This is a genomic window from Kushneria sinocarnis, assembly GCF_003633775.1.
GTDB lineage: Bacteria > Pseudomonadota > Gammaproteobacteria > Pseudomonadales > Halomonadaceae > Kushneria > Kushneria sinocarnis.
On record NZ_RBIN01000006.1, the window covers coordinates 36,673 to 51,084 of the forward strand.

The window sequence follows — 14,412 nt, forward strand, 5'->3', positions numbered from 1 at the left end:
CTACTGCCTGCCGTCCTGCGCCTTGAGCACAAGGTCGAACAGCACATCCTCATCCAGCTGGTGCACCCTGCAGGGAGGGCGATGGGCTTCATCCAGCGTGTCGATTTCGGGCAGCGTCAGCGAGGGGCGGCCGGAGCCGATCAACATCGGCGCCACCACCGCATGCAGCCGGTCAAGCAGGCCCGCGGCCAGAAAGCGCGAAATGGTAATGCCGCCACCTTCGACCAGCACCCGCTGACAGTGCCGCTCATGCAGTCGGGCCAGCACCTCGGCCGGTGCCACACCTTCGGAATCGAGCTGCACCGTTGCCACTTCGACATGACTGCCCAGCCCGGCCGGCGGGCGTTGTCCGGTCAGATAAAGTACCGGCGCATCACCATCGCGAAACAGCCGGTGCCGCGCCGAGAGGCGGGCCCGCGGATCAAGTACCACCCGCAACGGGTTGCGGCCGGCCACATGGCGCACCGTCAGCCGGGGGTCATCCGCAGCCACGGTGCCGGCACCGACAACCACGGCATCCACCAGCGCCCGCAACCTGTGCAGGTGGATCAGCCCCTGCTGGCCGGTGACATAGTGGGAAGCGCCGGAGACGGTGGCAATCCGTCCGTCGATGCTCTGCCCGAGCTGCGCCAGGGTGAAGGGGGATGGGGCACAGACGCAGGGCGCCAGACAGTCCAGCAACCTTCGCGCCGGCTCGTCGGTCTGTCCGGCGTAGTGCCATGCGCCGCCGGCATGCAGCGTTATGCCGGATTCGGCGGATGTCCAGCAGGAGGTGCCCGCCCAGTCTGCCATCGCGGCTTCGCGCAGTGTCTGCCAGGCCCGGTCCTCGGACAGCGGGAAAAATGACATGAAGCTCCTCGTGCAGCCAGGCCAGTGTCGTCACCTATCACTTGCCCGGAAAGCATGCCGCCGGTTGCCATCCGGGAGCAAGTCCGGGGCATGACAGGGGAAAGGTCAACGAGCGTCGAAGGATCCGGAACAGTCCGCCACTGCATGGTGGGGAGGACTGCCGGCAGCGCTGCCAGCGGCAGTGCAGACAGGACAGGAGGTCATGGACCGGGCGAGCACAGCGCTGCTGCCTGCCGGCTCGGCCCAACGGTAACGCTAAAGGATCGAGCCCAGCCACGCTCGAGCGAACCCCAGCGCCGAAAGGATCAAGGAGAGCGCCATGCGTCAGGTAGAGAGAGCCATATTCGATATCCGTCGGGGGTTACCGGTACTGCTGCGTGACGACTCCGGGGATACCCTGGTGCATCCCATCGAGGGCGTCGGGGATGAACAGCTGCAACAGCTGACCCGTACGGCGGGCAGTGCGCCGGCACTGGTACTGACCGCCCATCGGCTGGCAGCGCTGGGGCACCATTTCGACGATGATCGGGGACAGCGCGGAGGACGTGTCGCCATCGACCACCTGAAGAACAGTGACACCCTGACCCTGCTGGCCGCCTCACGTCACGCGCGAGACGCCGATCATGAGGCCTGGCAGTCGCTGACCATGGCAGACGAGGCAGCCCTGGCCATGATGCGCCGCGCCCTGCTGATTCCCGCGGCCCTCACGGCCCGGGTGGATCCCGCCCAGCACGAGCGCATCGAGCAACTGGTAACCGAGGGTGAGCTGCTGGCGGTCACGGCAGCGAATGCGCGCGCCTGCCAAGACAGCACGGCAGGTCTGCTCGGCCGTATCAGTGAGGCCGAGATCCCGCTGGCGGGAGCCGGGCACACCCGCTTTATCCTGTTTCGCGAACCCGACGGACTGCGCGAGCATGTTGCCGTGCTGATCGGCGAACCCGAACAGTGGCATGAGGCCGTTCCGGTGCGCCTGCACTCGGCCTGCCTCACCGGCGACCTGTTCGGCAGCCTGCGCTGTGACTGTGGCGAGCAGCTGCGCAACGGCGTCGCCTCGATTCAGGCCATGGGCGGTGGCGTATTGCTCTATCTTGCCCAGGAGGGTCGCGGCATCGGTCTGGCCAACAAGCTGCGCGCCTATGCCATGCAGGACGAGGGACTGGATACCATCGATGCCGATCAGGTACTGGGGTTTGGCGAGGATGAACGCCACTACACCATGGCGCTGGACATCCTCATTGAACTCGGCATTCGGCGCATTCAGCTGCTGACCAATAACCCCGCCAAGCTGGCCGCCATGAATCAGAGCGGCATCGAGGTCGCCAATCGACATGGCATCTATGGCAGCCTGACCGATCAGAACCGTCGCTACCTGAACGCCAAGGCGAGTCGAGCCGGGCATCTGCTCGACGACATCCTCGATGAACACGAGCGTGATGCCACCACCGTGTTCTCCCCGGCGGCCTCGAAATAGCCCTGCTTCGGCAGCGTTCAAGGCGCTTTCCGCATTGTTACTGTTGCAGGCGCAGGGCCAGGCTTGTCAGATCGAAGTCACGGGTCTGGTGCAGTATCTCGGCACTCCGGTCGGCAAAGTGGGCGACCAGCCGTTCACCGAGTTCGGCTGTCGCCAGCGTGGCATCACCGGTAACCCCTGCGGGATGCAGGTCCTCCGCCAGCCAGGCAAATCCGGCGGCACCTTCCGGTCCCAGCGTCTGGCCGGCCCGGTAGCGCTCGAGGCCGAGTGACGGCGCGTCGCCCAGCTCGGCACGACGCACCCGCTCGGGCGCCAGATGAAGCATCATGGCTGTTTCCAGCGCCCCACCATGCAGTCCGAAACGCAGCTCCTCGTCCGGCAGCCAGCCTTCGGGGGGCGTAAAACGCGGATAGGTTACCTTGACCACCAGCAGGTCGTGCGCCTCGCGCAGGCGCAGTGCCGCCATATCCATCAGCGCCCGATTGCCACCGTGGCTGTTGAACAGCACCAGTCGGCGAATGCCGGCACGTGCCACGCTCTCCCCCAGTGCCTCGAGCCACCCCAGCGCCACTTCCGGAGGCAGGCTCAGGGTCCCCGGAAACCGGGTATGCTCGGTGCTCAGGGCGACCGTCATGGTGGGCAGTTGCAGCATCGGCGCATGCCCCGCCGAAAGCCGGTTCAGTGCTGCCTGCAGCACACCCTCGGCAATATCAACATCGGTGGAGAGTGGCAGATGGGCGCCATGCTGCTCGATGGCCGCCAGCGGCAGTATCGCCACGCTACTGTCATCCACCAACTGCTCCAGTTCAACGCTGGTCAGTGACGACCAGCTCCGCCAGTGCTCGCTCATCGACACTTTGCTCCTTGCAGGTCTGACAGCGCCCCGAATCGAATCCCGGACCCTGCCCTTGCTGATCCTGTACCATGGTTGTACATGGTCGGTCGTCAGCCTGACGCCCGGTCTGTTGAAGGAGTGCATCACGCATCGCTCATGGAGGAGAGATCGTCATGTCCAGCAACGATATCAATCGTGTCCGCAATATGCGCTGACCGGCATTCATCATCTGCCCGATGAACTGCTCGACCGCTATCCGGCGCTCTGTGCGCCGGTAGTGCGTGAACCGCTGCGCCGGCTCGTCATGCCCTGATCATGCCGCTGAGCGAATCGCGGCACTACTGCACTACGCCGGCAATGGTCTGCAACCGCTCCCGAATATGCGATGCCCGATGCACCCGACGCGCCGTGGCGTATACCAGTGCTTCATCGAAGGCGCTGACCACACAGCAGTAATCACGCGCCCGAGTGACCGCCGTGTAGACCAGCTCGCGTGTCAGAATGGGGTTGGGACGATCAGGCAGCACGAACAGGATGCGTTCGAATTCGGACCCCTGGGACTTGTGCACGGTCATCGCCCATGCCGTCTCCACGCTGTCCAGCCGCCCGGGCAGGACGGCCCTTGCCCGGCGCCCGGCCTGTTCATCGGCTATTTCGAAGAACACCCGCAGCCGGCCGCCGGCTTCCGGGTCCGGCAGCGTGATGCCGATATCCCCGTTGTACAGGGCAAGCTGCGGGTCATTGCGGGTGATCATTACCGGCAGGCCGGCATACCAGCCGGATGTAGCTGCAATCAGGCCTTCACGCTGCAATGCCGCGGCAATCCGCTCGTTGAGTCCCTCGATGCCCCAGGGCCCCCGTCGCAGCGCACACAGTACCTGGAAGCGGGCAAAGGCATCCAGCACTTCCAGCGGCTCGGCACCCTGCCACATCCGTTTCAGGTAGTCGCGATAGCCGCTCAGCATCATCCCGATCAGCTGTCGATCCTCGACGCCCGAGAGACGCTGCCAGTCGATATCGTCAAACCCTGCCGACCAGAGCCGGCGCACCCCGGCGGTGTCACCGGCATTGATACGCCCGGCCAGCTGACCGATGCCACTGCCGGCATCGAAACGATAGCTTTGGCGCAGCACCACGACATGATCGCGCATCGGATCATGGCGTGGCGGCGACACTTCCCGCTCCACCCGGGTATCCGTCATGGCCTGCAGATATTCGATCAGTGCATCGCTGTAGCCGATCTGTTCGGCCCCCTGACAGAGATCACCCAGCACCGCACCCGCCTCAACCGACGCCAGCTGATCCTTGTCCCCGAGCAGAATCAGCTGCGCCTGCTCGGGCAGGGCCGCCAGCAGTGCGGTCATCAGCTCGAGATCGACCATCGAGGCTTCATCGACCACCAGCAGATCCAGACTCAGCGGCTGCTGACGGTCGTGGCGAAAATGCCGGCTGTCGGGCCGGGCGCCCAAAAGCCGATGCAGGGTGGTGGCTTCACGTGGCAGGGCACGGCGAATATCGGGCCCCAGCTCGAGCCGGTCGATCGCCCGGCCGATGGATTCGGTCAGACGCGCTGCCGCCTTGCCGGTAGGCGCCACCAGCCGAATGGCCAGCGGCTGCTCACTGCTGCCCAGCGCGCTCTCCTGCAACAGCGCCAGCAGCCGGGTCACGGTGGTGGTCTTGCCGGTGCCCGGCCCGCCGGAAATCACCATCAGCTGCTGTCGCAGCGCCATTACGCAGGCCAGCTGCTGCCAGTCGGGCGCTGCACTCCCCTCGGTCGTTTCCGGGCGCTGGAACAGCCGACCCAGATGGGGTTTCAGCACGGCCGGATCCACCGGCCGGGGTGCTGCCATGCGCCGGCCGAGCTCTCGGGCGACATCGCACTCACAGCGCCAGAAACGGTAGAGATAGAGACGCTGCTCCTTGAGCACCAGGGGGGTCGGCGAACGGCCATCACCGATCAGGGCCGAAGCGGCCAGCTGCTCCGCCCACCGCCCGGCACTGCGTACGTCCAGCCGCGCCAGCACATGTGCCGGTGTTTCGATGGCGGCGGCTTCCTCCGACGTGGTCGCACTACCCTCCTGGGGTGGCAGCGACAGCACGGCATCGGCATCCGTCAGCGCCTGTTCGAGGTCAAGACAGACGTGACCGCGACCCAGCTGATGGCTGACCAGTGCAATCGACAGCTGTACCAGTGGCGCCATGGCGGGCTCACGCTCGGCCATAAAATGCGCCAGGTGGGCATCAAGCGACCGCAGCCAGCCCATCATGACCCATTGCTCGAGCAGCTCGTCGACCGCCGGCGCCTGCCCGGCGGGGGCCCCGCCGGCAACCCCGGCGGACACGGAAGCCTCACTTTCGAGCAGGGCATCGAACGACAGCTGGCCGGGACGTTCCTGACGCGTCATGGCTGCTCCCCCTGCCGGTCCGACTCGGATACCACTGCATGGCCTGCCGGCTCGATCTCTACCGACTCGCCGTCAAGCCAGCCATCAAGCATTTCGATCAGGGTCCGCGACGGTCGACGATGGAGTACCCCCCGCCCATCGCCCTCACCATTCATGCCTCTCAGGAAGGCGTAGAAAACACCACCACAGTGACGCTCGTAGTCATAATCCGCCAGGCGGGTGCGCAACAGCCGATGCAGTGCCAGGGTATAAAGGACATACTGCAGATCGTAACGATGCTCACCCACGGCTGCCAGCATGGCCGGCTCGTCATAGTGCTCGGGGCGATCACCGAGATGATTGGACTTCCAGTCCAGCAGATAGTAGCGCCCCTCGAACTCGAACAGCAGGTCGATATACCCCTTGAGCATGCCGGTCAGCTCGCGCTCGGCCAGAGCCGGTCGCTCCACCTGCAAGGGCTCGTGCCGGCGTACCAGGTCATCGAGACGATGGCTGTCGGCGTACCGGGTCGGCAGCCAGAACTCCAGCTCGATGCGCCAGTGATCGAGCCGCGCCAGCGACAGCCCCGGCACGGCAGGATGCAGGGGGGCCGGCAGTACCCGCGCCATCCATTCCAGCAGGATATCGGCCCAGTACGCCTCGAAACCGCGTCGTGCCAGACGCGCCGGGATCAGCGCTGCAAGTTCACGCCGGTGGGCGCTGGCGGGATCATCGAGCGATGCCAGCCGATCGAAATCGACCCGCTCGAACAGGCCATGCAGAAAGGTACCGGCCCGGGGCCCGCGTGGAAAGTCGATGAGCCGCTGGGCCGGTGGCAGGGGCACCGGATTGCGTTCGGTCAGCACTTCCAGATCAACTCCGGGGCTCTCATCCACGAAAGCGGTGTCATCGGACATCTCACCCGTGGCGAGTTGCGCACCACTCACCAGCGCGGTATAGGAGGCGATCCACCAGTTGCGATCGATGCGTCCGCTGAAGCGTCGCGCCGCGCCCGATGCCGACCGGGTGTCCGGCGGGGAAAGTGGCTGCGGCCGAGGCTGCGGCGGCGCCGCAAACGCCACTTCCCGGCCATCGCAGAGCCCACCGAGCAGCGCACGCAGCTGGCCCACCTCGGGAGAATCCCCGGTGTGTCCGGTCAGCAGGCTGCCCAGCGCCGAGCGCGCCAGCGTGGTGGCCGTCTCCGCGGTGCCCTTTTTGCGCTGCCCCTTGTAAAGCGGCGCGATCCCCAGCCGACAGGCGTAACGGGCCCGGGTCATGGCGACATAGAGCAGCCGCAGATCCTCTGCCAGCCGTTCATGATCGGCCTGCTGACGCTGCAGTGCGGTTGGCGCCATGATCGTCGCCCGACCGCGCTCTTCCTCATGCAGCCGAAAGTGCGTGACACGAGCATCGATCTCCCGGTAATCGCAGGTAAAGGGCAGATAGACCACCGCATACTCGAGCCCCTTGGATTTATGAATGGTAATCACCCGTACAAGGGTCTCATCGCTCTCCAGGCGCTGAACCAGCGACTCCGGATCGAGCCCGGCTTCAAAGCGGCCGGCCAGCGCCTGATGCAGCCAGCGCAGCAATGCCTGCTCACCATCGAGATGCACGCTGGCCGCCTGGGCCAGTTCGCCCAGATGCAGCAGGTCGGTCAGTGCCCGCTCACCGTCATCGCGAGCGATCAGACGCTCACCGATGGCGAAATGGCGCATCACCGCACGCAGCATCGGCAGTACACCATCGCGCTGCCACAGCCGATGGTACTCGCCGAAGCGCTCGACCATCGCCTCCCAGGCAAGCTCATCCACCTTGAGCTGCGCCACGCTGTCCAGCGAATCGGACAGCAGGCGCGTGGCGAGCGCGGCTCGCAGCCGCCGATCGCTGTCGGGCTGAGCCACTGCCTCGAGCAGTTGCAGCAGATGAAAGGCTTCCGGCGACTGAAATACCGAAGTCTTCTGACTGAGATAGACGCTGCGGATTCCCCCCTGCGCCAGCGCCGCGCGCACCAGTTCCGCCTCGCGGCCGGTGCGCACCAGCACCGCCAGGTCCGATGGACGCAGCGGCTCGAAACCATCCTCGTCATCGCTGAACCCGGTGGTACCGGCGTGACCGCCGGCCAGCAGCCGCTGGATGTCGGCACGCGTCGCCTCGGCCATGCAGCGGGCATAGGCCTCGCGCCCTACCGACGCCTCGTCCGGCATCAGCCAGCAGGTCAGGGCCGGCTCCTCGCCCGACTCGCTGACCAGCCGCTGCGAACGACCCTGCGCCGCTACCGACTCGAAGGGAATATCATCGAGCAGAAACGGCGCCGTGCACTGACCGAAGATACGGTTGACCGCACCGACCATCGCCTGCGTCGAACGGAAGTTGGTCGCCAGGGTATAGTGGGCCGTCACCTCGCGGCGCGCTTCGAGATAGGTATGAATATCGGCCCCGCGAAAGCCGTAGATCGCCTGCTTGGGGTCGCCGATCATCAATAGCGTTGTCTCATCCGCGTCCTCTCCCGAACCGGCAGGATAGATCGAGGAAAAGATCCGGTACTGGACCGGATCGGTATCCTGAAACTCGTCGATCATCGCCACCGGCAGCTCACGCCGGATCCTGCCGGCCAGGCGTGAGCCGGCCGGACCCGCCAGAGCGGAATCCAGCCCGTTGAGCAGGTCATCGAAATCCCACAGTCCGCGACGGCGCTTTTCGTTCGCCATGCTGGCTGCTACCGCATCGCGCGCATGCGCCAGAATATACGGCTGAACCTCCGGCAGCGCCTGCTGCGCTTCGGCCAATTCATCCAGCGCAACAAAGAAGGCATGCTCGGGTGTCTCGGCGTTCTTCTTCGTTGCCGCACTCAGTCGCTGCTGACCACACCATGGCTGCCCGGAAGTCAGCAGCCCGCTCTCCAGCGCGTGCTCTCCCCGCTCACACCACTGCGCCAGCCGAGCGAGGCGCTCGGAGAGTTCAGCGCTTTTGAAGCGATTGGCCGCCAGCCGCCCCTGCTCGATGGCCTCACGCAGCAGCATCCCGACCTCTTCCCAGCATGACTGCCATAACTCGCGCACGCGTGCGGCCCGGGCCGCCACGGTCTGATGAGCCTGATCGAGCGGTGCCAGGGCCGCCTCCAGCGTTTCCGGCGCCTCGATCGGAGTGCCATTCCAGATCAGCGGCTGGGGGCGCCCCCCGTGCAGCAGTGTTCGCAGGGCCTGCCCCAGTGCCGCGGGAGACGCCCAGTAGTCGAGCAGCAGCGCCTGCTGGCCGGGGTCCAGCGGATAGAAATGACAGCGCCAGTAGTCCTCGACCAGCGTCTCGAACAGTCGCTCGGTGTCATTGGTCAGCTCGGCCGCAAACAGGGTCCCGCTATCGAAGGCGTGACGCTTGAGCATGCGCTGACAGAAGCCGTGGATGGTAAAGATGGCCGCATCATCCATGGTCCGTGCGGCACCATCCAGACGGCTGGCCTGAACCGCCCGCACGGCCGGGTCGACCTCATCGAGCAGCCGCGCCAGTACCGCATCGGCTGCCTCGCGGCCGAGCAGTGCATCACGCGCCTGTCGCAAGCGCAGCCGGATGCGCTCACGCAACTCCTCGGTGGCCGCCTCGGTAAAGGTGACCACCAGAATTTCGGGGGGCATCAGCGGACGTGGAAAGGCGCAGCCTTCACCGCCATGGCCGAGAATCAGACGCACATAAAGTGCCGCCAGGGTAAAGGTCTTGCCGGTGCCGGCACTGGCCTCGATCAGACGACGACCGGTCAGGGGCAGCGTGGCGATATCGAGATGTTCGCTCATCGGCGCATTAGATCACTGTTGTCAGGTAAGCGGCAAAACCTGCCGATCACGGCGCGGGGCTCGACGCCGAAGCAAACGCCCGCCATGCTGTGAACAATATGCACGAACATCGACAATCGAGGAGAGCGGCATGGTCAAGCACATCGATATCCAGGGGACGCACCATGAGATCGGCGAAGCGCACGGTCAACAGGCGGCCACGGAAATCGAGCGCAGTCTCGCGACCTATGAGCGCCTCTTCCGCGATCTTGCCGGTATCGAATGGGGAGATGCCCGCCATGAAGCCGAGCGCTTCAAGGCGGCCATCGAACATGTCTGTCCCGAACTGCTCGAAGAGATGGCCGGCATCGCCCATGGCGCCGGCATTGATCCGCTTGATGTGCTGGTGCTCAATGCCCGCAGCGAAATCGCCCTCACCCATGCCTCGGCAGAACAGCATGCAGCCACGCAGAGTGATGGCTGTTCGGCGCTCTCCCAGCGCCATTCACAGACCGGGGAACAGTGGCTGGCGCAGAACTGGGACTGGAAGGCCGAACAGCGCGATGCACTTGTGCGCATGACCGTGCGCGCCCCCGACAAACCCGCGATCCAGATGATCACCGAAGTCGGCATCATCGGCAAGATCGGCTTCAACGACAATGGTGTGGGGGTCTGTTTCAATGCCCTGCGCACTGCCATCTGCCGGCCCAAGCTGCCGATTCACGTCATGCTGCGCCGGGTACTGGAAAGTGATGGCGTCGAACACGCGCTGGACATGATCGACGAGGTGGGCGTAGCCTCACCGGCGCACTTTCTGATCGCCGATGGCCTGGGCCACGCTGCCGGTGTCGAGGTTTCGCCAATGGGCGACAGTGCCATGACGCCGCGTCATGGCCGGTTGTGTCACACCAATCACCTGATTGCCAAACACCTGCCACCCGGACTGGAGGACTTCCCGCGCGAGGATTCAAGGACCCGCCTGACCCGACTGCGTGAGCTGGTGGCCGACACCGAGCCCTCGTTCGACACCCTGCGCTCGCATCTCGGCGACGAACAGGGTGCCCCCTCGGCCATCAACCGCCACGAGGATCCCGATCAGCCCGAGGGTGAACGCATGGAGACGCTGTTTACCATCATCATGAACCTGAGCCATCAGCAGGCGCAGGTGAGCTTCGGCAAGCCTTCGGAGCATCCCGAAATCCTCGACATGCGCTTCTGAGCAGGTGCAGTTTCCATGACGCCATGCAGGCCGGCGGCGGCTTGCCGGGCTCGATGACGCAGCCAACGTCACTGCTCTCCGATCGAACGTGATCAGAGAGCAGCAGGGGCCATGACCGGGCTAGCCGGTCGCCCGAGCCGGGGCTTTCGAGTCCTTCGAACGCGCCCCGGCAGGCATCAGGGCATTGGCAGTAAACAGCAGCGACACCAGCCGACTGCGATTGTTGAGCCAGGCCAGTACTGCACTGACACCCAGCACCGTAGCGAAGTAGAAGGGAAATACCAGATCCGGGTTGCTGTCGACAAAATGGGTCATGATGACCGGCGCCGCCCAGGTAAAGGGAAAGTGCACCAGAAACATCGCCAGCGAATTGCGACCGAACCACTGAAAGGGTCTGAGCAGTGGAATGATACGAGCCAACATGGTGATCTTGAGCAGCAGCGTGATCACGATAAAGGCCATCGCCATCTGCAGCAGATCATAACCGTATACGGTTTCGATCACGCCTTCATGGACCAGCCAGGTCCAGAGACACATTACTGCCACGGGCAGCACCAGGCTCCATCCGGCACGCTCGATAAATCGCCTGAACGCATCCAGCCGGGCCCCCAGCAGCCCGCCGACCATGAAAAAGACCATGTAATAGCCGAATTTCGCAAAGCCGAAATAGTACATCGCCGTATATCCGCCCATGACCAGCGCAAGGCACAGCAGGCGATGCGTTTTAAGCAGGAAAAACGCCATCACGTAATAAACCAGGATGTAATAAATGAACCAGAGATGCATCATGGGATGCAGCAACAGCGATGACCAGAATTCCACGGGCGGTTTATCCAGATAATACGCCCGGAGCAGATAGAGCACGTAGCCGATCAATGACCAGATCACATAGGGATAAAGGACATTGATCGCCTTGCCGCGAAAATAGCGCTGACCTCCCTTGGCCATTGAACTGGCCACCAGCAGACCGGAGAGAAACATCAGCGCCGGCATCCTGAAAGGCGTCATTATGGCGTTGAACTGCAGGAACGCCGGGGAAAGCTCGGGAAACTTGATGGACATGGAGTCTGCACTGTGCAGATACACCACCATGACGATCGCGATACCGCGGAGCGCATCCATCCACTCAAAGCGACCGCTGCTGACGCGCGTGGCATTGCTGGACATGGGCATTATCCATTTTGGGCTTGGGGATAAACGAACCGCAGACCCTATTGATTATTACACCCGCCATGCTGTGCCGATATGCCCCGAACTGTATTATTTTGTATTCCCGAAGAAAATATTCATTGTTTTTCATTACTCCTTAAGAGCAAAGGACCATGAAAAAGATCATTAACAGGAGGAAAGAATCAGGAAAGAAACCAGCCAAATAACAATATCAATTAATACCTGCAGCGCGTAATTTAACCCGAAAGGTCACCATGATCGGATGGTGACCCATTACCCTGCTCATACAAACGCCTGAGTACTGCGTAATGAATCCCGTCTCCTCCCAACTGCCATGCGGGTGGTAGCCCTCAACGCGACTCGGCTGCCAGTGCCTGCTCCACCAGTGCCCGGGGTCGCCCGGTCATTGCAATTTCGGCAGCCAGCTGGTGGCCCTGCTCGGACATCTTGCGCCAGGTCCGCCTGAGTATGGTCACTACCCGTTCATCCTCGTGCTTGGCGGCAAAGGCCTCGAATTCATACTGCAGGAAAACGAGACAGGCCGTATCCTCCAGCGCCCGAGTATCGGCATCATGACGCAGATCCTCCTTGCGTACCAGTGCCGCCACCCGCTCGGCAGTGTCGCGTTCGTAGCCGCACTCCAGCAGCACGTCACGTGCCAGACCGGCCTGACGCTGCTTGAGTTCGGTACGCCAGGCATGATAACCGGGACGATCCATGGGATAGCCATTACGCGGGATTTCCCAGCGCCGCAGATGCTGGGCACGGATTGCCAGGCGCAGGTAGTCCGGGGCATCAGGCCGTACCCGCTCCAGCCAGGCACTCATGCGGCGGGCATAGAGCAGTTCATGGGGGACCGGCTCCCCCTGTTCGTCCTCGACGGTTCGGGGATCATCAGCATGCTCGCGATCCAGCCGATCCATTGCAGTGCGAAAACGGTCATCATTATCGATCATGGCTGCATGATTTCCCTTTGTTATCGTTCCTCGTCAGGCGGCATGTTCTCATGCCTGCTACCAGGCGCCAATCGCCCTCGGGACAGTACGCACGCTTGCAGCACATGTGCTGCCGGTTACAACTGCAGAGCTGCCTGATTCATGCATCGGCATTCGTATCATCATGGCAACGAGGTGACATGTACCGCCAACTCTTCTATTTCCTGACCCCCGCGACACTGGCACTGATTGCAGTGCTGGCCATATTCTGGCTACCGGCGCTCTGGCTGCTGATCATCTGGTTCCCGCTGGCCATGGTCGGACTGCATGATCTGCGCTGTCAGACCAACGTGCTCAACAACTACCCGGTGCTTGGCCATCTACGCTACATGCTGGAGTTCGTGCGTCCCGAACTGCGCCAGTACTTCTTCGAATCCGAAACCAGCGGTCGGCCCTTCTCGCGCGAAAAGCGCAATCTGATCAATGCTCGCGCCGACGGCGGCTCGGACACCTCGCCCTTCGGCACCATCCGCGATGTCGAGGCGCCCGGTTACAACTTTTCGGGCCACGCCATCCAGCCCGGCGAGGTCCCCGATGAGGATCGCCGTATCCTGGTCGGCGGGCCCCAGTGCCGTCGCCCCTACCATGCTTCAAGGCTCAACATCTCGGCCATGAGCTTCGGCTCCCTTTCCGGCACTGCCGTTGAAGCAATGAATCAGGGCGCCCGGATGGGCGGTTTTGCGCACGATACCGGCGAAGGCGCGATCAGCCCCTACCACGAAAAGCATGGCGGCGATCTGATCTGGGAGCTGGGTACCGCCTATTTCGGCTGTCGCACCAGGGAGGGACGCTTCGACCCGGAGACCTTTCGCGACAAGGCCCGCGGCGCTCAGGTCAGGATGATCGAGATCAAGATCTCCCAGGGGGCCAAACCCAGTCATGGTGGCCTGTTGCCGGCGGCGAAGGTCAACAAGGAGATTGCCGAAACCCGACAGATCGAGGCCGGTCAGTCCTGCCCCTCACCGGCCTCGCACCCCGAGTTCTCCACTCCGCGGGAGCTGCTTGATTTCGTCGCCCGCCTGCGCGAGCTCTCCGATGGCAAGCCGGTCGGCATCAAGCTCTGCATCGGCAAGCGCAGCGAATTTCTGAGTATCTGCCGCGCCATGGCGGAAACCGGCATCTGGGTCGATTTCATTACCGTTGACGGCGCCGAAGGCGGCACCGGTGCAGCCCCGGAGGAGTTCTCCGACAGCCTCGGCGCCTACATCGATGAAGCCCTGCCGTTCGTGGACAACGCTCTGCGCGGCGTGGGTCTGCGCGAGCATATCCGCATCATTGCCAGCGGCAAGGTCGCGCTCGGCTACGACATGGTGGTCAAGACTGCGCTGGGCGCCGACATGTGCAATGCAGCGCGGGCCTTCATGTTCGCGGTCGGCTGCATTCAGGCGCGGCGCTGTCATACCAACCGCTGCCCCACCGGCGTTACCACCCAGGACCCCAAACGCGCCCGGGCCATTCATGTCCCGACCAAGGCCGAACGCGTCAGGCAGTATCACAACGCCACGCTCGACTCCTTCGCGGCCCTGACCGGTGCCATGGGGCTCTCCCGCTTCGACGAGCTGAGCGCCGATCACATTCAGCACCGCAGCGCGTACGCGCCCTCCCAGCCGGCCAGTCATTTCAGCTGGCCCGAGCTGGGCAGGCGCCAGCTGCTCGACGACGACACACTCCCCGAACCGTGGCAGGCCACCTGGCAGCACGCACACGTGGATCGATTCTGAA

Annotated in this window: 10 protein-coding genes; 4 read left to right on the forward strand and 6 right to left on the reverse strand. The window is 63.7% G+C overall.

Features of this window, described 5'->3' with window-relative positions; genetic code table 11:
* Window positions 1-849 carry a RibD family protein gene (locus tag C7446_RS10550; RefSeq protein WP_211327937.1) on the reverse strand — a complete coding sequence of 283 codons (849 nt, stop codon included), beginning with the start codon at window positions 847-849 and terminating at the stop codon, window positions 1-3.
* Window positions 850-1,168: 319 nt separating this feature from the next.
* Between C7446_RS10550 and ribA the strand changes: the two genes are divergently transcribed.
* Complete coding sequence (ribA, locus tag C7446_RS10555; protein ID WP_121173077.1) at window positions 1,169-2,320, forward strand: GTP cyclohydrolase II RibA; 1,152 nt, start codon at window positions 1,169-1,171, stop codon at window positions 2,318-2,320.
* Between the two features lie 37 nt (window positions 2,321-2,357).
* Here ribA and C7446_RS10560 read toward each other — a convergent pair whose 3' ends face one another.
* Entirely contained in the window at window positions 2,358-3,170 is an 813-nt protein-coding gene (locus C7446_RS10560; RefSeq protein WP_121173078.1) for a creatininase family protein, read from the reverse strand.
* Between the two features lie 58 nt (window positions 3,171-3,228).
* On the opposite strand from C7446_RS10560, the gene C7446_RS16320 reads away from it, so the two are divergent.
* Window positions 3,229-3,468 (forward strand): hypothetical protein, encoded by a 240-nt coding sequence (locus C7446_RS16320; RefSeq protein ID WP_147408751.1) that lies wholly within the window; start codon window positions 3,229-3,231, stop codon window positions 3,466-3,468.
* 25 nt (window positions 3,469-3,493) lie between these two features.
* Here C7446_RS16320 and recD read toward each other — a convergent pair whose 3' ends face one another.
* A complete protein-coding gene (gene recD / locus C7446_RS10565) occupies window positions 3,494-5,560 on the reverse strand; it encodes an exodeoxyribonuclease V subunit alpha (RefSeq protein ID WP_121173079.1) in 2,067 nt (688 codons plus the stop codon).
* Window positions 5,557-9,327, reverse strand: coding sequence for an exodeoxyribonuclease V subunit beta (gene recB / locus C7446_RS10570; RefSeq protein WP_121173080.1), 3,771 nt, complete (start codon window positions 9,325-9,327; stop codon window positions 5,557-5,559). Before recB ends, recD begins: the two co-directional genes overlap by 4 nt.
* 130 nt (window positions 9,328-9,457) lie before the next feature.
* On the opposite strand from recB, the gene C7446_RS10575 reads away from it, so the two are divergent.
* Window positions 9,458-10,525, forward strand: coding sequence for a C45 family autoproteolytic acyltransferase/hydrolase (locus tag C7446_RS10575; protein ID WP_121173081.1), 1,068 nt, complete (start codon window positions 9,458-9,460; stop codon window positions 10,523-10,525).
* Window positions 10,526-10,645: 120 nt separating this feature from the next.
* Here the strand turns inward: C7446_RS10575 and C7446_RS10580 are convergent, their stop codons facing one another.
* Together C7446_RS10580 and C7446_RS10585 are read right to left on the reverse strand one after the other, a co-directional pair.
* On the reverse strand, window positions 10,646-11,692 hold the full coding sequence (locus C7446_RS10580) for an acyltransferase family protein (protein WP_170150060.1): 1,047 nt from the start codon (window positions 11,690-11,692) through the stop codon (window positions 10,646-10,648).
* Window positions 11,693-12,045: 353 nt separating this feature from the next.
* Window positions 12,046-12,651, reverse strand: a complete 606-nt coding sequence (locus C7446_RS10585) for a DUF4202 domain-containing protein (RefSeq protein ID WP_121173083.1) — start codon at window positions 12,649-12,651, stop codon at window positions 12,046-12,048.
* Between the two features lie 179 nt (window positions 12,652-12,830).
* Between C7446_RS10585 and C7446_RS10590 the strand changes: the two genes are divergently transcribed.
* Window positions 12,831-14,411, forward strand: a complete 1,581-nt coding sequence (locus tag C7446_RS10590) for an FMN-binding glutamate synthase family protein (RefSeq protein WP_121173084.1) — start codon at window positions 12,831-12,833, stop codon at window positions 14,409-14,411.
* Window position 14,412 lies beyond the last annotated feature (1 nt).

Excerpts from the sequence above, each read along its gene's own strand:
- C7446_RS10550 (WP_211327937.1), bottom strand. The coding sequence starts at position 849 with ATGTCATTTTTCCCGCTGTCCGAGGACCGGGCCTGGCAGACACTGCGC.
- ribA (WP_121173077.1), top strand. The coding sequence starts at position 1,169 with ATGCGTCAGGTAGAGAGAGCCATATTCGATATCCGTCGGGGGTTACCG.
- C7446_RS10560 (WP_121173078.1), bottom strand. The coding sequence starts at position 3,170 with ATGAGCGAGCACTGGCGGAGCTGGTCGTCACTGACCAGCGTTGAACTG.
- recD (WP_121173079.1), bottom strand. The coding sequence starts at position 5,560 with ATGACGCGTCAGGAACGTCCCGGCCAGCTGTCGTTCGATGCCCTGCTC.
- recB (WP_121173080.1), bottom strand. The coding sequence starts at position 9,327 with ATGAGCGAACATCTCGATATCGCCACGCTGCCCCTGACCGGTCGTCGT.
- C7446_RS10575 (WP_121173081.1), top strand. The coding sequence starts at position 9,458 with ATGGTCAAGCACATCGATATCCAGGGGACGCACCATGAGATCGGCGAA.
- C7446_RS10580 (WP_170150060.1), bottom strand. The coding sequence starts at position 11,692 with ATGTCCAGCAATGCCACGCGCGTCAGCAGCGGTCGCTTTGAGTGGATG.
- C7446_RS10585 (WP_121173083.1), bottom strand. The coding sequence starts at position 12,651 with ATGATCGATAATGATGACCGTTTTCGCACTGCAATGGATCGGCTGGAT.
- C7446_RS10590 (WP_121173084.1), top strand. The coding sequence starts at position 12,831 with ATGTACCGCCAACTCTTCTATTTCCTGACCCCCGCGACACTGGCACTG.